General features: G+C 61.8%; 17 protein-coding genes. 9 read left to right on the top strand and 8 right to left on the bottom strand.

The features are described from left to right. Position 1 precedes the first annotated feature (1 nt). Positions 2-1,750: an ATP-binding protein gene (locus ACRTG1_RS00905; protein ID WP_432515556.1), complete on the bottom strand. Its 1,749-nt coding sequence runs from the start codon at positions 1,748-1,750 to the stop codon at positions 2-4. 288 nt (positions 1,751-2,038) lie between these two features. On the opposite strand from ACRTG1_RS00905, the gene ACRTG1_RS00900 reads away from it, so the two are divergent. Further along, entirely contained in the window at positions 2,039-3,337 is a 1,299-nt protein-coding gene (locus ACRTG1_RS00900; protein WP_113156921.1) for a sulfite oxidase, read from the top strand. 90 nt (positions 3,338-3,427) lie between these two features. Further along, on the top strand, positions 3,428-4,168 hold the full coding sequence (locus tag ACRTG1_RS00895; protein ID WP_317088356.1) for a c-type cytochrome: 741 nt from the start codon (positions 3,428-3,430) through the stop codon (positions 4,166-4,168). 48 nt (positions 4,169-4,216) lie between these two features. Here the strand turns inward: ACRTG1_RS00895 and ACRTG1_RS00890 are convergent, their stop codons facing one another. Together ACRTG1_RS00890 and ACRTG1_RS00885 are read right to left on the bottom strand one after the other, a co-directional pair. Continuing rightward, complete coding sequence (locus ACRTG1_RS00890; RefSeq protein ID WP_432515555.1) at positions 4,217-4,942, bottom strand: hypothetical protein; 726 nt, start codon at positions 4,940-4,942, stop codon at positions 4,217-4,219. Further along, positions 4,939-5,601: an RNA polymerase sigma factor gene (locus ACRTG1_RS00885; protein WP_261397744.1), complete on the bottom strand. Its 663-nt coding sequence runs from the start codon at positions 5,599-5,601 to the stop codon at positions 4,939-4,941. Before ACRTG1_RS00885 ends, ACRTG1_RS00890 begins: the two co-directional genes overlap by 4 nt. Before the next feature lie 78 nt (positions 5,602-5,679). On the opposite strand from ACRTG1_RS00885, the gene deoC reads away from it, so the two are divergent. The 7 genes from deoC to ACRTG1_RS00850 all read left to right on the top strand — a co-directional run bounded on the left by deoC (position 5,680) and on the right by ACRTG1_RS00850 (position 14,297). Then, positions 5,680-6,639, top strand: coding sequence for a deoxyribose-phosphate aldolase (gene deoC, locus ACRTG1_RS00880; RefSeq protein ID WP_113156925.1), 960 nt, complete (start codon positions 5,680-5,682; stop codon positions 6,637-6,639). Between the two features lie 11 nt (positions 6,640-6,650). Further along, on the top strand, positions 6,651-9,047 hold the full coding sequence (locus tag ACRTG1_RS00875; protein WP_432515554.1) for an aldehyde dehydrogenase family protein: 2,397 nt from the start codon (positions 6,651-6,653) through the stop codon (positions 9,045-9,047). A 237-nt stretch (positions 9,048-9,284) separates the two neighbouring features. Further along, on the top strand, positions 9,285-10,799 hold the full coding sequence (locus ACRTG1_RS00870) for an ABC transporter substrate-binding protein (RefSeq protein ID WP_432515553.1): 1,515 nt from the start codon (positions 9,285-9,287) through the stop codon (positions 10,797-10,799). Positions 10,800-10,946: 147 nt separating this feature from the next. Further along, entirely contained in the window at positions 10,947-11,897 is a 951-nt protein-coding gene (locus tag ACRTG1_RS00865) for an ABC transporter permease (protein WP_224873332.1), read from the top strand. Further along, complete coding sequence (locus ACRTG1_RS00860) at positions 11,894-12,751, top strand: ABC transporter permease (RefSeq protein ID WP_432515552.1); 858 nt, start codon at positions 11,894-11,896, stop codon at positions 12,749-12,751. The genes ACRTG1_RS00865 and ACRTG1_RS00860 overlap by 4 nt, the downstream gene beginning before the upstream one ends. Continuing rightward, on the top strand, positions 12,748-13,554 hold the full coding sequence (locus ACRTG1_RS00855; RefSeq protein ID WP_206544840.1) for an ATP-binding cassette domain-containing protein: 807 nt from the start codon (positions 12,748-12,750) through the stop codon (positions 13,552-13,554). The genes ACRTG1_RS00860 and ACRTG1_RS00855 overlap by 4 nt, the downstream gene beginning before the upstream one ends. Continuing rightward, a complete protein-coding gene (locus ACRTG1_RS00850) occupies positions 13,551-14,297 on the top strand; it encodes an ABC transporter ATP-binding protein (protein ID WP_432515551.1) in 747 nt (248 codons plus the stop codon). Before ACRTG1_RS00855 ends, ACRTG1_RS00850 begins: the two co-directional genes overlap by 4 nt. An 84-nt stretch (positions 14,298-14,381) precedes the next feature. Here ACRTG1_RS00850 and ACRTG1_RS00845 read toward each other — a convergent pair whose 3' ends face one another. From ACRTG1_RS00845 to ACRTG1_RS00825, 5 genes are all read right to left on the bottom strand, one after another. Continuing rightward, positions 14,382-15,239, bottom strand: a complete 858-nt coding sequence (locus tag ACRTG1_RS00845; RefSeq protein WP_432515550.1) for an endonuclease/exonuclease/phosphatase family protein — start codon at positions 15,237-15,239, stop codon at positions 14,382-14,384. After that, a complete protein-coding gene (gene ugpC / locus ACRTG1_RS00840) occupies positions 15,236-16,405 on the bottom strand; it encodes a sn-glycerol-3-phosphate ABC transporter ATP-binding protein UgpC (protein ID WP_432515549.1) in 1,170 nt (389 codons plus the stop codon). Before ugpC ends, ACRTG1_RS00845 begins: the two co-directional genes overlap by 4 nt. 21 nt (positions 16,406-16,426) lie before the next feature. After that, the gene (locus ACRTG1_RS00835; RefSeq protein WP_113156932.1) at positions 16,427-17,344 is read right to left on the bottom strand and encodes an ABC transporter permease subunit; all 918 of its coding nucleotides are present in this window, start codon (positions 17,342-17,344) and stop codon (positions 16,427-16,429) included. Positions 17,345-17,354: 10 nt separating this feature from the next. Then, a complete protein-coding gene (locus ACRTG1_RS00830; RefSeq protein WP_113156933.1) occupies positions 17,355-18,239 on the bottom strand; it encodes an ABC transporter permease subunit in 885 nt (294 codons plus the stop codon). A 98-nt stretch (positions 18,240-18,337) separates the two neighbouring features. Next, positions 18,338-19,666 (bottom strand): extracellular solute-binding protein, encoded by a 1,329-nt coding sequence (locus ACRTG1_RS00825; protein WP_113156934.1) that lies wholly within the window; start codon positions 19,664-19,666, stop codon positions 18,338-18,340. Between the last annotated feature and the right edge of the window lie 44 nt (positions 19,667-19,710).

Raw genomic sequence — 19,710 nt, 5'->3', positions numbered from 1 at the left:
GCTAGCGGCTCAGATATTCACGGCGCGCCTGCTGCAGGGCCTTGGAAATCTTGTCTTCTGCCTGTTCTGCACGCTGGTAGGCTGCGTTGCCGGACGGCGTTTGAGAACCGATGCTCTCGCTCTGTCCGGCACTCGCCGTCTGCCCCTGCGCCTGGCTCATGATCGAGCCGCGCCAGCGCTCAACGACCGCGTTGACGAACTCGGTTCTGGAGGCGGGGCTCAGGTCTTTCGGCAGCGCCGCAGCAGCTTCGCTTCGCGGCAGGAGTTCCTGCGAAAGCCGGTTGAAAACGAACTGGACGGGAAGCGGCATGCCTTCGCCGAACCCGACAACTTCACCGGTTCCCAGAGACGGTACGAATTCCAGCAGATTGGCCGTTGCGTCGGAAACGGCGGATTTCAGGAGCGCCTGATCGCGCTCATTGGCCATCCGCATGGCAAAAAGCGTGTTGCACTGGGAGATGATGGTGGGGTCGAGTTCGGCCGGGCGCTGCGTCACCAGACCGAGATAGACGCCATATTTACGGCCTTCCTTTGCAATGCGGGAAAGGGCGTTCTTGCTCGGCGTAAAGCCAACGGTCGGATCGGCGGCGGCAAAGCGGTGCGCTTCCTCGCAAACGAGCAGCAGCGGCATCGCGCCGTCGCTCCACATGCCGAAATCGAAGGCGAGGCGCGAAATCACACAGACCACCGCGTCCACCACCTCGATGGGCAGGCTCGCCAACTGGATGATCGTCGCCTGACGGCCGTTTGCCTCCAGCCGGAAAAGCTCCGTCAGGATGGTCGCCATCGTGTCGCCGCCAACGGTGGCATTGGAGAACATGAAAGCGTAGCGGGGATCGTTCTTCACCGTTTCAATCCGCCCGATCAGACGGTGGTGCGTCATGCGCGAGGAGCGATTTTCCAGCTTGCCCATGCGCTCGTCGATCAGCGCCAGCAGATCCTGCATCAGATAGGGCACCGGCGTGTCGACCGAGAAACTGCTCTGGCGGGGCTCGCTCTTGCGCAGGCTGCTGGCGCGCTCGCCCGTCTGGCGGCGGTTGAGATATTGCGTTTTGGCCAGCGGAATCAATTCCGACAAAATGTCGATTTCTGCCGAAATCGGGGGTTTTCCAGCGTAAAGCACGTCGGAAAATTCCTCAAAATTGAACAGCCAGTAGGGCAATCGCAGATTTTTCGCACCCACCAGGTTCGCCTGATCGGCAAAGACGCTGCCATATTCATTGTGATTGTCGAGGATCAGAACCCGCAGTTCCGGCCAGCTTGCGATGACCTGCCGGAGGATGACCGCAAGCCCGCTCGATTTGCCAACACCGGTCGAGCCGAGCACCGCAAAGTGCTTGGTGACGAGATTTTCAACATCCACATAAGCGGGAACGCTGGTGTCGTGATGCAGCCGGCCGATCTCGGCAAAGGAACTCTTGTCACCCCGAAAGATCAGACGCAGCTGATCGCTGCCGATGATCCGGGCCCGGTCGTGAATCGCTGGATAGGCGCTGACGCCCCGGCGAAACCGGCGCTGGCCGCTGGCGTCGCTTGAAATTTCGCCGACCAGATCGATCCGGGCAATGGCCTTCGGCCCTCCCGTCGTACTCGCTGCCTGTGTCTTGAGAGACACTTCCGTGACCTGGCCCAGAAGCTCCCGCGCGCCGGTCTCAATGGCCATGAATTTGCCGACGGTGGTGCGCAGTTCTTCTGTCGTCGTGGCGATGGGCAATTCTATGTAAGCTTCCGATCCCTTGACCGAACTCACATAGCAGTCATCCGCATTTCTGTTCGGTAAGGCGCTTGGGAAGCCGTTGAAACTCTCAGGCATGGTGTCTGGGACCTGCAACTTGTTGAGCGTGTGAACTGAAACTGGTCGCGTATGAGGCGAATTGGACACGGATTTCTTAAGTAATGCGTTAAGAGCGCCATTGTGCGGTCTCAAAATAAAATCAAAAGGATGGAATAATTTTCTCTCCCCGCACGTCTCTCCCACGACAGCCGCATTTTAAATGCGGCGAGCCAGCTTAACCGCCAGCGCACAGGGAGGAATGAAATGACGCGCACCGCCGAACCGAAACAAACCCGCAATGAGGCGGCATCCGGCGCAGATGCCGGACCTGCGGACGCATCCACCGAGGGCATCGTCAACTCCGGCCGCCGCGGTTTCCTGAAGAACACCGGGCTTGCAACCATGGCCGCGATGGTGGGCGCTTCAATCCCGTTCCATCGCAACATGCCGGCAGGGCTCGTTCCCGCCGCCTTCGCGCAGGATGGCGACGCGCTTGCCGGAAAGGATGGTCTCACGCTTCTCAACGACCGTCCCGTCAATGCTGAAACACCGGCCGAACTTCTCGATGACGCTGTCACCCCCATCAGCCGTCACTTCATCCGCAACAATGGTGTTCCGCCGGAAAACGTCGATGCCGATGCATGGACGCTGACCATTGATGGTTTCGTGGACAATCCGCTTGAACTCTCGATTGCCGATCTGCGTGATCAGTTCGAAGTGGTGACCATGCAGCTAACGCTTGAGTGCGGCGGCAATGGGCGCGGCTTCTTCGATCCGCCGGCTTCCGGCAACCAGTGGACCTATGGCGCAGTGGCCTGTTCGGAATGGACCGGCGTGCGCCTGAAGGACGTGTTGGAGAAGGCAGGCGTGCAGTCGAATGTGGTCTACACCGCCCATTACGGTGCCGATGGCCACCTTTCGGGCGATCCGGACAAGCTGCCCATTTCGCGTGGCGTGCCCATCGCAAAGGCTCTGACCGACAATGTGCTGATTGCCTTCGAGATGAATGGCGAGGCGCTTCATCCCATGAACGGTGCACCGCTGCGTCTCGTGGTTGCGGGTTGGCCGGCCTCCACCGCACAGAAATGGCTGACGCGCATCGAGCTGCGTGATCAGGTGCATGACGGCCCCAAGATGACGGGCACGTCCTATCGTGTGCCGGCCTATCCGGTGGCTCCCGGTCAGGAAGTGCCCGAAGAGGATTTCGTCATCATCGAGCGCATGCCGGTGAAATCCCTCATCACCTTCCCGGCCAATGGCACGGATATCGGCATGGAAACGGATGTGCGCGGCCATGCTTGGTCCGGCGACCGCTCCATCAGCAAGCTCGATATCTCGATAGATTTCGGCACGACCTGGCAGACGGTCGAGCTGGATGATCCGGTCAATGACGGCGCATGGCAGAACTGGCGCACCAAGGTGACGCTACCGCAGGCCGGCTATTACGAGATCTGGGCGCGCGCGACGGACAGCGAAGGCGACATGCAGCCTTTCGCCATCGCGTGGAACCCGAAAGGCTATCTCAACAACTCGATGCACCGGGTTGGCGTTCGCGCCAGCTGATCCGGTTCATATGTATTCATTCAGACCAGTGATAACGTGAAGCGGCTTAAGCGCCGCTTCACGGTTCTGATTGTCATGGAGAAAAGAATAATGAACTTCAATTTTGTTCGGCTGGGGCTTGTCGGACTTTCTCTTTTGGTCGCTTCCCCCGCCATGGCGGATATGCAGGATGATCTTGCTGAAGCGGATGTTTCAAAGGGTGAGACGCTGTTCAAGCGTTGCGTGGCGTGCCACACCATCGAAAAGGGTGACCGGAACAAGGTCGGCCCAAATCTTTACGGCATCGTCGGTCGCCCGGTCGCAGATGCGCCCGGCTACGCCTATTCCACGGGCATGAAAAACTATGGCGGCGAATGGACGGTCGAGCGTCTCGATGCCTATCTGCTTCAGCCCCGCACCGAGGTGAAGGGCACCAAGATGGCCTTTGCCGGCCTCAAGAGCGAGGATGACCGCGTCGACCTGATCGCCTATCTCAACACGTTCTCGGACAATCCGCTCCAGTTCGGCGCGGCCGAGGAAGAGAATGAGACCGCCGAAGACGTGAAGAAGGCCGAGGTGTCCGGCGAGGGTGAAGAAACCATCGAGGGTGATTTCGGCAAGCTGAAAGTCGCTGCCGGTGTCGAGGAAACCTACTACACCTGCACCGCCTGCCATTCGGAAATGATCGTCGCCCAGCAGGGGCTCAGCCGCGAAGGCTGGGAGAAAATGCTGAAATGGATGGTCGATGAGCAGGGCATGGACGAGATTGCCGAGCCCGACCACACGATCATTCTCGATTACCTGACGGCCCACTACAATGAGGATCGTCCGAACTTCCCGCGTCCGAACTGACGGCGCATATTTCAGCCCCGCTCCGGCGGGGCTGAAATATTTTTGCCCCTATCCGCAGGACGTGGCCCGTGCGGTCGCGTCCTGCAGGGCGATCACGGTTTCAGGCCTCTCCATCCGGCGCGTGGCCTGCTCCAGATAATCGGTGATCGCTAAAAACTTGCCCGCATCCATGTCTGTCGCAAAGATCCGGTAGAAGCGATCCGGCACGTCCCATTGGGCGCTTTGCAGGCCGGGCGATGTTTCGGTCTCTATGGAGCTGTTGCTCGCCACGACGGTCAACCGGCAGCCTTCACGCCCGGCAAAATGGGCCGCAGTGCCATAGGCCAGGTCCCTGATCGCGACGAGTGTGAGGTTGGCGGCGGAGAGGTCCGGGAAGTCCTCGGACCGTTCGCCGGCGATCGTGCGGAAGGTTTTGTCTTTTGACACATAGGTCTGCGCAGCAAAGCTCTCATGCACGGCGAGCGCGGTGTCCGGCCCGGATGTATCCGGTTGTTTCGGCAGAGCGATAAAAAGAGCCAGAGCGAGAGAACCGGCGAACGCTGCGCTCGCCCACCAGCGCCAGGAGAACCTGTTGTCGTTCTGGCCTGCGGGGTGAGCCGCCGGCTCCGGCCTGAGCGCCTTCAGACTGGCAGACATGTCGCGGATTTCAGCCAGAGCGGCCTGCAATGCCGGCTCTTCCTCCAGCCTGCGGGCGAAAGCCTCGCTCTCGTCTCCCAGCTCGCCATCGTGGAATGCGTTGACCCTGATGAAGTCCTCTTCCGTTACCTTGCTCATGGAGTCTGCTTTACCTGCTCTTCATCCTGATCGTCGCCGTTTACGCGGCGCAAAAGCTCTTTCCGGGCCCGGCTGATGCGGCTCATCACCGTGCCCGTGGGCACATTCATGATCTCGGCCGCTTCCGCATATTTGAAGCCCATGATGTCGATGAGAAACAAAACCTCCCGCGTCTCGGGCGGCAGTTTCTCAAAGGCGAGCCGAACGAGAACATCGCGTCCTGCGCTGCTCGTTCCGTCGCTTTCATCCATAAGACGTTTGTGCGCTGCGATATATTCACGGCGCACGCGTCTTTTTCTCAACTCGTCGTAATGAAGGTTGCGGATCACGCGAAACATCCACGGCCGCAGTTCCTCGATACGCTCTGGCCGTGTTTCGTGACGCAGGGCGCGCTCCACCGCATCCTGGACCAGATCATCCGGGCTTTCCGCCGCGCCACAGATCGAGCGCGCATAGGCGCGCAATTCCGGAAGAAGCAATTCGATCTGCGAAAGATGAGCCATGTGCTGCCGGTCGCGTTCCCCAATGCTCCGTTGCTGCTTTCGTCTTCTGCGAAATTTTACTGCCGGAGCCCCATTTCCTGCAAAGTAAACCTTGTACTTTGTGCGAGGCAAGGCGATGCGGGTTGACAGGCTCGCTGAAATTATGAAACGATCCAAACATAATGTTGCTATCGTAACATATCATCTGGCAGCCCCGTCTTTCGCGGGGCGGGCACGAAACACACGGACGCTGCAATGACCGACGCTCTCGCCCGAAACACCGGCACGCAACTGAGACCTGAATGGTTCGAGGATGTGTCCGTCAACCGCACTGCGGCCGAGCGCCGGGCGGGCACGCTTGCCGCGCGCCGTTCGGTCAAGAAAGCCTATCAGGCGGCATGGCTCGTACGGGCCATCACCTGCATTGACCTGACGACACTTGCCGGCGACGACACACCGGGACGCGTGCGCCGGCTTTGCGCCAAGGCGCGGCGTCCGGTGCGCGAAGACATTCTGGAAGCGCTGGGGCTCGCCGATGCCGGCATCACCACCGGCGCTGTCTGTGTTTATCCGACCATGGTTGGCCATGCGGTGAAGGCGCTGGAAGGCAGCAACATTCCGGTGGCCTCCGTGGCGACGGGCTTTCCCGCCGGCCTCATGCCCCTGCCGCAGCGCCTGGCGGAAATCCGCTATGCGGTGGAAGAGGGCGCGCACGAAATCGATATCGTCATCACCCGCGAATATGTGCTCACGCAGAACTGGAGCGCGCTCTATGACGAGATCGCCGCCATGCGCGAGGCCTGTGGCGAGGCGCATATGAAGGCCATTCTGGCGACCGGCGATCTGAGCACGCTCACCAATGTCTACCGTGCCTCGATGGTCGCCATGCAGGCGGGGTCTGACTTCATCAAGACATCGACCGGCAAGGAAGGCGTGAACGCCACCCTGCCGGTGAGCCTGACCATGGTGCGCGCGCTGCGCGATTATCGCGAATATTCGGGCCAGATCGTCGGCTTCAAGCCGGCGGGCGGCCTCAAGACCGCCAAGGATGCGCTGGCCTGGCTGACGCTGATGAAAGAGGAGCTGGGCAATCGCTGGCTGGAGCCGGACCTGTTCCGCATCGGCGCAAGCTCGCTGCTCGGCGACATTGAACGGCAATTGGAGCACTTCGTGACCGGCCGCTATTCCAGCGCCAATCGTCACGCGGTCGCATGAGGAATCGAAACATGTCTTCCATCAAGGATATCCTGCGCACCATGGAATACGGCCCCTCTCCGGAAGCCAATGGCGATGTCGTCCAGTGGCTTGAAGCCCATGGCCGCTCTTTCGGTCATTACATCGATGGCCGGTTCGTAACGCCGAAGGGCGCGCGCGAAATCGCCGTCTCCGATCCCGCCAATGGCGGGGAGCTGGCGCGGATCGCCTGCGGCACGACCGATGACGTGGATGCGGCAGTGAAGGCTGCACGTGCGGCATTTGGCAAGTGGTCCAAGCTTTCCGGCCACGCCCGCGCCAAATATCTCTACGCCATTGCCCGGCATGTGCAGAAGCGCTCGCGCTTCCTGGCCGTTCTGGAGACCATGGACAATGGCAAGCCGGTGCGCGAGACGCGCGACATCGACATTCCGCTGGTCGCCCGCCATTTCTATCATCACGCGGGCTGGGCCGAGATGGTGGAAGACGAGTTCCGTGGCTTCTCGCCGGTGGGCGTCTGCGGGCAGGTGATCCCGTGGAACTTCCCGCTGCTCATGCTCGCCTGGAAGATTGCGCCGGCGCTTGCCGCCGGCAACACGGTGGTGCTGAAGCCCGCCGACCTGACGCCGCTGACGGCCATTGCCTTTGCGGAAATCTGCCATGAGGTCGGTCTGCCTGCCGGTGTGGTCAACATCGTTCAGGGCGACGGCGCGACGGGCGCCGCCATTTGCGGCCATGAGGGCGTCGACAAGGTGGCCTTCACCGGCTCCACGCAGGTGGGCCGCGTCATCCGCGAGCAGATTGCCGGTTCCGGCAAGAAGCTGTCGCTGGAGCTGGGCGGCAAATCGCCCTTCATCGTGTTCGAGGACGCCGATCTCGATGCGGCTGTCGAGGGCGTGGTGGACGCGATCTGGTTCAACCAGGGCGAGGTGTGCTGCGCGGGGTCGCGCCTGCTCATTCAGGAAGGCATTGCAGAGCGCTTTCACGCCAAGCTGAAGGCGCGTCTTGAGACGCTGCGCGTTGGCGACCCGCTCGACAAGTCCACGGATGTGGGCGCAATCGTGTCGCCGGTTCAGGTGGAGCGGATTTCCGCACTCGTGGCGAAGGGCGTCGAGGAGGGGGGCGCGCTCTGGCAGGCTCCCGCGCCGCTTCCCGAAAAGGGCAATTACATCGCGCCCGGCTTCTTCACCGACGTCGAGCCTGCCTCGACCGTCTGTCAGGTGGAAATCTTCGGGCCCATCGCCGCTTCCATGACCTTCCGCACGCCGGACGAGGCCGTGGCGCTCGCCAACAACAGCCGTTACGGGCTTGCCGCTTCCGTCTGGTCGGAAAACATCAATGTGGCGCTCGATCTCGCCGCACGGGTGAAGGCCGGCGTTGTCTGGATCAACTGCACCAACATGCTGGATGCGGGCGCCGGGTTTGGCGGTTATCGCGAGAGCGGTTTTGGCCGCGAGGGCGCGCGCGAGGGGCTTTACGAATATCTCGCCGCCGATTGGGAGAAGGGCCTCGCAGCGCCCAAAGGGCAGGAGGCATTCGCGCCATCGGCCTCGCCGGTCGGCGACGGCAAGGTGCTGGTCGAGGGCATCGACCGCACCATGAAGAATTATATCGGCGGCAAGCAGGCGCGACCCGATGGCGGCCACAGCTATGCCGTGACCGGCAAGGGCGGGCTCGTGATCGGTGAAGCCGGCATCGGCAACCGCAAGGACATCCGCAACGCGGTCGAGGCGGCGGCGAAGGCCGGCGGCTGGGGCGGTGCGACCGGTCACAACCGCGCGCAGGTGCTATACTATCTGGGTGAAAACCTGGAGGCGCGGCGCGCAGGCATGGAAGCGCTTCTGTGCGAGAGCACGGGGATCAGCGCGAAGAAGGCGACCGAAGAGTTCGATACGGCGCTGCGCCGTATCTTCTATTACGCCGCGCAGGCCGACAAGTTCGACGGGGCGGTCCACTCCACCCAGTCGCGCCATGTGACCCTTGCCATGAACGAGCCCTTCGGCGTGATGGGCATTGCCTGCCCGGACGAAGCGCCGCTTCTGTCGCTGGTTTCGCTGGTGTTGCCGGCCATCGCCATGGGCAATCGGGTCGTGGTCGCGCCATCTGCACGCCATCCGCTGATCGCCGGCGATTTCTATCAGGTTCTCGACACGTCCGACGTGCCGGGCGGCGTGGTGAACATCGTCACCGGCGAGCGCGATCTTCTGGTGAAGACGCTTGCCGAGCACGACGAGGTGGCTGCGCTCTGGTATTTCGGCTCGGCGGAAGGCAGCGCCATGGTCGAGAAGGCATCGGCCGGAAACCTGAAGTCGACCTGGGTCAACAATGGCCGCATGCCGAACTGGCTCGATGACGGGCAGGGACGCGGACGCGACTATCTGCGCCGCGCGGTTCAGGTGAAGAATATCTGGGTTCCCTACGGCGCGTGACTCGCACTGCACGTTCTACGAAAGCGCCCTTTGCCGGATAAATATTCCCATCGGACCGGTGATTTTGCCGGTCCGATGCGAACAATTTGCTCCCCGCGGGATTCAATTGTCTCGCGGTCTTTGTATTTGCCGGTTAGATTAGCCTGGAAACTCCGATGCCATCCTCAAAGGGCGGCCCTTGAGGCGACCTTTGATGGAGCAGGCGTCGCGGGTTAGAAAGTGCAAAGGACAAGCAAGATGACAGCATCGCTGAAAGAGACGGGTCTGGGCTTCCGCAGCCTGACAATCACGGTGGCTTTTGCCCTTTGGGGCGCGACCGGGGCCATGGCGCAGGACAATGCGGACCCGTCCGCCGTCATTCGCGTCGGCTCGCTCTATGAGCCGCAGAACCTCGACAACACGGCGGGCGCCGGGCAGGGCATCAACGAAGCCTTCAACGGCAATGTCTATGAGGGCCTGTTCCAGCTCACCGATGACGGCGATGTGGTCGCAAAGCTCGCTTCCGGTTTCGAGATGAGCGAGGACGGTCTCACCTACACGTTCACGCTGCAGCCGGATGTGACGTTCCATTCAGGCGATCCGCTGACCGCAGCCGATGTGAAATCCAGCATCGAGCGCGTCACGGCGGAGGGCTCGCAGAGCTCGCGCAAGCGCACGCTGGCAAACATTGAGAGCATTGAGGCGAAGGATGACAACACCGTTGTCGTCACCCTCAAGGAGCGCTCCATCTCGCTGCCCTACAATCTGAGCTATGTCTGGATCGTCAACGATGCGGCCAAGGACCTGACCTCGGGCGAGGACGGCACCGGCCCCTACAAGCTCGACAACTGGCGGCGCGGTTCCAGCATCACGCTGTCGCCCTACGAGAATTACTGGGGCGAGAAGCCGAAGAATGGCGGCGTGACCTTCTCCTATTTCAAGGAGGCGACCGCCCTCAACAATGCGCTTCTGACCGGCGCGGTGGACATCATCACGAGCGTGCAGAGCCCGGATTCGCTGATGCAGTTCCAGGACAATCCGTCCTTCGTCGTGACGGATGGTCAGTCCACCACCAAGGAAGTGCTCGCCTATAACGACCGCGTCGCGCCCTTCGACAATGTGAAGGTGCGCAAGGCCGTGGCCCGCGCCATCGACCGCAAGCGCCTGCTGAACTCCATCTGGGGCGAATACGGCACGCTGATCGGCTCCTTCGTACCGCCGACGGACCCGTGGTATGTCGACCTGAACGATGTCGACGCCTACGATCCGGAAAGCGCAAAGGCGCTGCTGGCCGAAGCCGGCTATGCGGATGGCTTCACCTTCACGCTTGATACGCCGAACTACGACCCGCACCCGATCGTCGCCCAGTTCCTGCAGAATGAGCTGGCCAAGGTCGGCATCAAGGTGAACATCAACATCATCACCGCCAATGAGTGGTACACGAAGATCTACCAGGCGCATGATTTCCAGGCGACGCTGCAGGAACACGTGAACCACCGCGACATCGTGTTCTACGGCAATCCGAACTTCTACTGGGGTTACGACAACCCGCAGGTGGTGGAACTGATCGCATCGGCAGAAGCGAGCGGCTCCGAGGCGGAGCGCGATGAAAAGCTCACGGAAGCAAACCGCATCATCGCCGAGGATGCAGCCAGCGGATGGCTCTATCTTTACCCGCAGATTGTGGTATCGACCGCGTCGGTCAGCGGGTATCCGGTCAATGGCCTGAACTCGCAGTTCTTCGCATACGACATCGCCAAGCAGGCTCGATAGCCGCCAAGGCAAGCCGCTACGAAGCCGGTTCATCGTGCGAAAGTCACGATGAGCCGGTTAAGGCGTTTGACTTTTGCAGTTCCGAACGGAAAAACCGGTTCTGATTTTTCTGGAATTGCTCTGAGGGAGGCTCCGATCCTCGTTTATATCGCCCGGCGGCTTGCCATTCTGTTCTTCTCGCTTCTGGCGGCCTGTGTGGTTCTTTTCATACTGCTCAGGCTTCTGCCCGGTGATCCGGCGAATTCGCTGATCTCCGTGGGCGCCGACGAGGCGCAGATTGCAGCCGCGCGGCGGCAGGTCGGCTCCGATCTGCCGCTTGCCCAGCAATTCCTTCAATTCATCACCAGCCTGGTGCGTTTCGACCTCGGCACGTCCTTCGTCAGCCGCACGCCGGTGCTGCCCGAAATCATGGACCGGCTTGCCGTCACGCTGCCGCTGACCGTGCTGTCGTTCCTGCTGGCGCTTGTGATCGCCGTGCCGCTCGGCATCCTCTCGGCGGTCAAGGCCGACCGCTGGTATGGCGCCGCCATCTCGGTCGTCTCGCAGCTCGGCATCGCCATTCCCGTTTTCTGGGTGGGCATTCTTCTGGTCACGCTGTTTGCCGTCAATCTGCGCTTGTTCCCCTCCGGCGGCTTTCCGCCGCGTGGCTGGGATACGCCGGTCGAGGCGCTGCGCACCCTGTTTCTGCCGATCCTTACCATCGCAATCGTGATGTCCGCCTCGCTTCTTCGCTATGTGCGCTCCGCCACGCAGGATGTGCTGGGCAGTGACTATCTGCGCACGGCGCGCGCGCTCGGCTCCGGTTTTTCCGAAGCGCTGGTGCGCCACGGCATTCGCAATGGCGCGGTACCGGTCATGTCGATCCTCGGCATCGAGCTTGCAACCGCCCTTCTGGGCGCGGTGGTGGTCGAGCGGGTGTTCAACCTGCCGGGTCTCGGCTCCATGCTGCTGCTTGCCATCGAGCAGCGCGATTATCCGAACATTCAGGGCGTTCTCTTCATCTCGACCCTGCTCGTTCTGCTGATCGGCTTCCTTGCCGATCTCGGGCAGCGGCTGGTCGATCCGAGACTGCGTGAGAGCCGGGGAGCGCGGTCATGAGCGGGCAGGTGGAAACCGCAGCAGCCCGACCGCGCCTTTCGCGTCGGTCGCTCACCCTCAACATCGGACTTTTCCTCGTCGGCATGCATGTGACCGTGGCGCTCCTCACGCTGGTGTGGACGCCCTACGATCCCACGGGCATGACCGGCGGACGGCTGGAAGCGCCATCCTGGGCGCACTGGGCGGGCACGGACAGGCTTGGCCGCGATCTCTTCACGCAGATCATGATCGGCTCGCGCATCGCGCTGATCGTCGGCTTCGGCGCGGTGGCCATTGCGGCGACAATCGGCGTCACGCTTGGCGTTCTGTCGGCCTTCGCCACACGTTATCTGGATGACATTCTGGCAGCCGCCTTCGACATTCTGATCGCCTTCCCGACACTGCTTCTGGCCATGCTTGTGGTGGCGGCAACCGAAAGCGCGAGCCTGTTCTCCGCCACGCTGGCGCTGGGCATCGCCATCTCAGCCATTGTCGCGCGGCTGACCCGCATTCTCGCCAAACGCATCCTGTCGATGGATTACATTACCGCGGCGCGCACGGCAGGAGCGTCGTGGCCAAGCATCGTCTTGCGCCATCTCCTGCCCAACATCTGGCCGATGCTGGCAGTGAACTTTGCGCTCCAGTTCGGCCTCGCCGTCATCGCAGAGGCTTCGCTGTCCTATCTCGGCCTTGGCGCACCGCCGCCCAACGCCTCGTGGGGCCGTCTCCTTCAGGAGGCGCAGGGCACAGTCTACACCGCGCCCTTCGGCGCCATTGCGCCGGGCATCGCGCTGGTCACGCTGGTGATCGGCATGAACCTTCTGGCTGATGGTCTGCGTGAAGCGGGCGACCCGACCCGGAGGGGCCGGCAATGAGCCTTCTCGACATTCGCGGCCTGACGCTCAGCACCGGCGGTCAGACGCTGGTTTCCAACGTCTCCTTCTCCATCGCGCCCGGCGAACGGCTTGGCCTGATCGGTGAATCCGGCTCCGGCAAGTCGCTCACCGCACTCGCCACCATCGGCCTCCTGCCGCGTGGGTTCCGGGTTCAGGGCTCCATCAAACTCGATGGTCACGAGGTGGTGGGAGCCTCCGAAAGCGCGATGATCGCCCTGCGTGGCGCGGCGGCGGCAACCGTGTTTCAGGAACCGCTCACCGCGCTCAATCCGCTGATGAAGGTGGGCCGGCAGGTTGCCGAACCGGTCATCCGCCGGCATCGCCGCGCAGGCGAAACGGTCGACCGCGCAGCCGTTGCGCGCGAGGTGCGTTCGCTGCTTGAGCGCGTGTCGCTTCCCGACATCGACCGGATCGTGAAATCATACCCTTACGAGATTTCGGGTGGTCAGCGGCAGCGCGTGGCCATTGCCATGGCGCTCGCCTGTCGCCCGAAACTGCTGATCGCGGACGAACCAACCACGGCGCTCGACGTCACCACGCAGGTGGAGATACTCGATCTCCTGTCCGGTCTGGTGCGCGAGGACGGCATGGCGCTTCTCTTCATCAGCCACGATCTGCCGGTGGTGGCGCGGGTGACGGAAAACGTCATCGTGCTGCGCCGTGGCGAGGTGATCGAGCAGGGGCAGGTTCATGCCGTGTTCGATGCGCCTAAACACGATTATACGCGTTCTCTGGTCGATGCGGCCACCGCGTTCGACAAGGCGCTGGGACCGTCACGATGAGCCTGATTTCACTCGACAATGTTGCCTTTGGCTATTCGCGCAAACAGCAGGTTCTGCACGATGTTTCGTTCAGCATTCGCTCCGGCGTGAATGTGGGGTTGGTGGGCGAATCCGGCTCCGGCAAGTCCACCATCCTGAAACTGCTCCTTGGGCTCGCGCGTCCCACAAGCGGGCGCATTCAGTTCGGCGACGCCGAACTCAACCCCGGCAACCGCGCCTTTATGCGCGATTATCGCAAGGCGGTTCAGGCTGTCTTTCAGGATCCCTATTCCTCGCTCGACCCGCGCCAGAAGGTGCAGTCGATCATCGCCGAACCGTTGCGGGCGCTGCGCATTCCGGGGTCTCATCAGGAGGCGATTGAAAAGGCGATCCACGATGTCGGCCTGCCAGCAGACGCCATCGACCGCTATCCGCATGAATTTTCCGGTGGTCAGCGTCAGCGCATCGCCATTGCGCGTGCAATCGTGGCGCGTCCGCAGCTCATTCTGGCCGACGAGGCGGTGAGCGCACTCGACCTGTCGACACGCGCCCGCATCGTCGACCTTCTGAAAGCGCTGTCGGCAGACATGACGATCCTGCTCGTTTCGCATGATTTGGCGGTTGTCGCCGCCCTTTGCGAAGAGATTGTCATTCTGCAGAAGGGGCGTGTCGTCGAAAGCGGCAAGACCGCCGACATTCTGGCGAACCCCGCGCACCCCTATACGCAGAAGCTGCTTGCGAGCGTTCCGCGGATGCCGGCCTGAGCCGGCACCCGCCAAAACGCTCTATCTATGTGTTTTCACGCATTTTTGCGGGCGTCAGGTGATGCCACCTGACTGCAAAATGCTTTATTGGTCGATCTCGACCCATAGCGGCTGGTGGTCAGAGCCCTGCGCAACCATGTCGATCCAGGCACGCTTGACGCTGCCGGACATGCTGCTGCTCACCACGCAATGGTCGATGCGCTCGCCCGAGCCGATGAAGCTCACGCCTTCGTCCTCGTCATTGCCGGCTGCCACCCATGCATCGGTGAAACCGCCATCCTGCACGAGACGTCCGTGCCTCTCGACGCGGTCGCCGATCAGGAGGGCGTATTCCTCGCTGTCGGAGGTGAAGTTGAAATCACCCATCACAATGGTGCGCTCGGGCGCGGGCGGCGGCGGGATTTCGTACCAGTCGCCGGCGATCTTTCCGCCCCAGGCAGAGCCGCGATGTGCGGCGTTCAGGAGCAGGTCCATCGCCTGATGCACCTGCGGCAGCCGCGTCTGCGGGCCAATGTGATCGAAATGCACGGAGCAGAAGCGCAGCGGCCCCATATCCGTGTCGACCACCGTTTCGATCAGCGCACGCTGCTGGTGATACTGGTTCGTCAGCGCCATCTTGGGCAGAAGATGGTTCATGGACGACAGGATCGGCCAGCGCGAGAGCACCATGTTGCCGACCTGACGACGACGTTGGGTAACCGTGCCGTCGTCGCCGACGATGGAGGCGTCGATGTCGATGCCCGGTCCATAGACCCAGTGATAACCCGGCAGGCGCGCGCCGATTTCCTGCGCCTGATGCACAAGCCCGGTGCGCGGGAAGTAGGTTTCCACTTCCTGCAGGGCGATCAGGTCCGCACCCTCGATTTCCGAGACAATGCGGTCAAGGTTGAACTGCTCGTCCTTACCCTTGGAATACTGGATGTTGTAGCTGACGAGTTTCATTGAATGGCTCCGGAAACGGTGACGTCGCTGGTTTTCTGAAAGGCTGCGGGCAGGGTGCCCGTCTGGCCGGTTTTTGCGCCCGCGACCGTGATGCGCTTCTCGGTGGTCGGGTCGAACAGGTGAACGCTCTCTGCGCCGATGGCGAGCGAGCAGGGCGCGCCGGGCGCGGGGTGATGACGTCCGGCGGAGTGCAGCACGAAATCACGACCGGCGAGACGGCCATGCATCAGCCGGCCGCTGCCCTGTTCTTCGGAGAAGTCGAATGCAACGGTCAGAAGGTTCGGGTCGTTGGCTTCAGGCGCGATCTTCAGATCTTCCGGCCGCAGGCCGACAATCACCGACTGGCCGGCAATGGTCCGGCCGATTTCCGGGTCCACGGGCAGGCGGAAACTGGTGTTGTCGATCACGGCGAAGGTGCCGCAGTCCGACACGCCGCAGGGCAGGAAGTTCATGGCCGGGGAGCCGATGAAGCCGCCGACATAGATGCTGGCCGGCGCGTGATAGACCTCTTCGGGCGTGCCGACCTGCTCGATCCGGCCTGCATTCATCACCACCAGACGGTCGGCAAGCGACATGGCTTCCACCTGATCATGCGTCACGAAGACCGAAGTTGCCTTGAGCGAGCGATGGAGGCGACGGATTTCAAGACGCATCTGCACGCGCAGCTTGGCGTCGAGGTTGGAAAGCGGTTCGTCGAACAGGAAGACTTTCGGCTCGCGCACGATGGCCCGGCCCATGGCGACACGCTGGCGCTGACCGCCCGAAAGCTGCGCCGGCTTGCGATCGAGCAGCTGGTCGAGGCCGAGGCTCTTTGCCGTGGCTTCCACCTTCTGCATCCGCTCCGCCTTGCGCATGCCGCCGACCTTCAGCGCGTAGCCGATGTTCTGAGCCACGGTCATGTGCGGATAAAGCGCGTAGTTCTGGAACACCATCGCGCAGCCGCGCTCACGCGGCTCGAGCTGGTTCACCACCGTGTTTTCGATGGAGATCTCGCCATTGCTGATCTCTTCAAGCCCGGCAATCATGCGCAGAAGCGTGGACTTGCCGCAGCCCGAAGGGCCCAGAATGACGATGAACTCGCCATCCTGAATGTTGAGGTCGACGCCGTGCACGACCTGGTTCTTTCCGTAGAATTTCTCGACCTTGCGAATATCGATATCGGCCATGATTCAATCTCTCCTGAGAGGTTATTTTTCGGTGCTGATGAGGCCGCGCACGAACCAGCGCTGCATCAGGATGACGACCAGCAGGGGCGGGAGCATCACGATCAGCGTTCCGGCCATGGCGACATTCCAGTCAGCAATGGCGTCGGGTCCGGGAATGAGGCGGCGCAGTTCCATCACCACGGTGGAGTAGTTCGCCCGGTCGGTAATGATCAGAAGTGGCCAGAGATACTGGTTCCACGCATAGACGAACATGATGGTTGCGAGTGCTGCGATGTTGGTGCGCGAAAGCGGCAGAAGCACTTCAAAGAAGAAGCGGAACGGGCCGGAGCCATCCATTTTGGCCGCTTCCACCAGCTCATCGGGAATGGTCAGGAAGAACTGACGGTAGAGGAACGTGCCGGTGGCCGTTGCCACCAGAGGCAGGATCAGGCCGGTGTAGGAGTTCAGCATGTTCCATTCGAGCGAGAGTTCGACGCCCGAAAACTGCGCGATGAGCCAGCTGATGCCGGTGAAGTCGAGGATCGCCTGGAACGGGTAGAGCGCGTTGGCAGCCACTGCATAGGTGGGCACGATGCGCACTTCCAGCGGCAGCATCAGGGTGATGAAGATCACCCAGAAGAACACCATGCGCAGGCGATAGTTGAAGAACACGATGGAGAAGGCGCTGATGGCGGAGATCGCCACCTTGCCGATCACCACCGCGATGGCGACGATCATCGAGTTCATGAACTTCACGCCGAAATCGGCGCGGGTCCAGGCGGCGGTGAGGTTGTTCCATAACTCGCCGCCCGGCAGGTAATGCACATTGGGCGAGTTCACCTCGGCGACCGTCAGCGTGGCCGCGACGAAGGACAGCCAGATCGGCACGGCGAGCAGAAGCGCGCCGAAGATCAGGACCGCGTGGGTGACAATGTTGAGGAGGGGGGTGCGTTCGATCATGTCTGGCTCCTCACGTGTAGTGCACGCGGCGTTCGATGAAGCGGAACTGGAAGAAGGTCATGAGGATGACGAGCGCCATCAGAACCAGCGACTGCGCGGCCGCGCCCGAATAATCGAGCCCCTGGAAGCCATCGACATAGATCTTGTAGACCATCAGCTCGGTCGCGCGGGCGGGACCGCCCTCGGTGAGAATGTCGACGATGCCGAAGGAGTCCGTGAAGGAATCCGTCATGTTGATGACCAGCAGGAAGAAAATGGTCGGCGCGAGCAGCGGGAGCTGCAGGTCGAGCATGCGGCGCATCACGCGCGCACCGTCCATGGAGCCCGCCTCGATCAGCGAGCGCGGAATGGACTGGAGGCCTGCGAGGAAGAAGATGAAGGAGTAGGAGACCTGCTTCCAGGCCTGCGTGATGATGATCGCGGTCATGGCGTCAACGCCGGAGAGCGCGGGGTTCCACAGGCCGGGAGAAAGCGTGTTCAGATAGGCGAAAACGCCGGACTGCGGATTGAACAGAAAGCGGAACGCGAGTGCGGCGGCCGGTGCGGCGATGGCGTAGGGCCAGATCATGCCGACGCGGAAGAAGCGATAGCCGCGCAGCTGCCGGTCGGCAAAGAGCGCCAGAACGAGCGCCATGGACATGGCGAGGCCGGTCGAGAGCACGGCAAAGACGATGCTGCGCCAGATCGAGGCCCAGTAGGTTTCGTCGGAGAAGACGGCGCGGAAATTGTCGAGCCCGACCCACTGGTTGCCGCCGCCAAAGGGCTGCTCGAGGGTGAAGGCCCAGTACATGGCCTGGGATGCCGGCCAGTAGAAGAACACAAAGATGATCAGCAACTGGGGGGCAATGAAGAGATAGGCCAGCCAGTTGGCCTTGAAATAAGCGCGCTTTTGCATGGACGTTCCGGGGGTTGCGTTGGTCGCTGAAGGTCACACGGCAACGAAATGCGCCACGGCCGGGAGGCAGCCGTGGCGCAGGCGTTGACGGTTCGGCTTCAGGGAAGCGTCTTGCCGTTATAGGTGCGCTCGAACTTGCGCAGCGTCTTGTTGGAGCGGTCGACGGCGTCGTCCAGAGCTTCCTGCGGGGTCTTCTGACCGCTCAGGACAGCCTGCATCTGGGAGGTCCACTCGGCGCGGATCTGGACGAAGTTGCCGAGGCGGATGCCGCGGGTCAGCGGGGTGACCGGCGTGTAGGTGAGCGATTCAATCGCCTTGTCGCGGCCCTTGTAGGGGCGCTCGCTGTAGAAGCCTTTTTCGACCAGGTAGTCGAAGCCTTCATCCGTCACCGGGATGTAGCCCGTGACCGTGCTCCAGAACTCTGCCGATTCCGGCTTGGCGAGGAACTTGAAGTACTCGGCAGCGCCGCGATACTGGTCTTCGGTCTTGCCGGAAAGCGTCCAGAGCGATGCACCGCCCACGACGGAGTTCTTGCGCTCGGTGCCTTCATAGACCGGCAGCATGGCCACATCCCATGCAAAGCCCTCGTCGACCTGCTCGGTCACGGCCTGGTGGCTGGCGATGGAGCCGAAGAAGTGCGCGCACTCGCCGGCGGCGAAGGCGTCACGGGTGGAAAGGCCGGTTTCGCGCGTCTTGATGACCAGAAGGCCCTCGTCGATCCAGCGCTTGATGTCCTTCATGTGCTTGGCATGAAGCGTCTTGTTGAACACGACTTCGGCATCGAGACCGTCATAACCGTTGTTCTTCGTCGCGATCGGCTCGCCATGAACCATGGAGAACTGCTCGAGATCGACCCACGAAGACGGTGCGTAGCCCGACGGGCAGGCGTTGCCGGCTTCCTTCAGTTCACGCAGAACCTGCTCATACTCTTCCCAGGTCTTCGGTGCTTCGTCGCGGCCGATGGATTTGTAGGCGTCGACGTTCCAGTACATCATCGCCGTGGAGGAGTTGAACGGCATGGACCAGAGGCGACCGTCGGAATCCGCATAATAGTTGGCGATGCCCGGGAAATAGGAATCCCAGTCGATCTCGAAACCGTTGTCTTCCATCAGCTTGTAAGCCGGGTAAACCTGACCGGAGAGCATCAGGTCGGGCGTGGAGACCTCGACGCCCTGCACGATGGTCGGGTGCTTCTTGGCGCGGAAAGCGGCGATCGTGTTCTGCAGCGCCGTGGCGTAATCGCCCTGGCTGACGCAGCTGATCTCATACTTGTCCTGGGAAGCGTTGAAGCGGTCGCAGGTCGCCTGAACCTGTTCGCCAAGCTGACCGGTGAGGCCGTACCAGTATTCAAATTTCACCTTCTCGGCCATGGCTGACGTCGTCAGAGCCAAAAGCGCGAGCGTGCTTGCGATGAGTTTCTTCTGCATCTTTTTCTCTCACATGGGAAAGGAGCGGTCGCCGGCTCCGTTGC

The organism is Nitratireductor sp. PBL-C9 (genome assembly GCF_050877045.1).
Lineage (GTDB): Bacteria > Pseudomonadota > Alphaproteobacteria > Rhizobiales > Rhizobiaceae > Nitratireductor > Nitratireductor aquimarinus.
The sequence above is the reverse complement of the archived record's forward strand: the minus strand, read 5'-3'. Positions and strand labels throughout refer to the sequence as shown.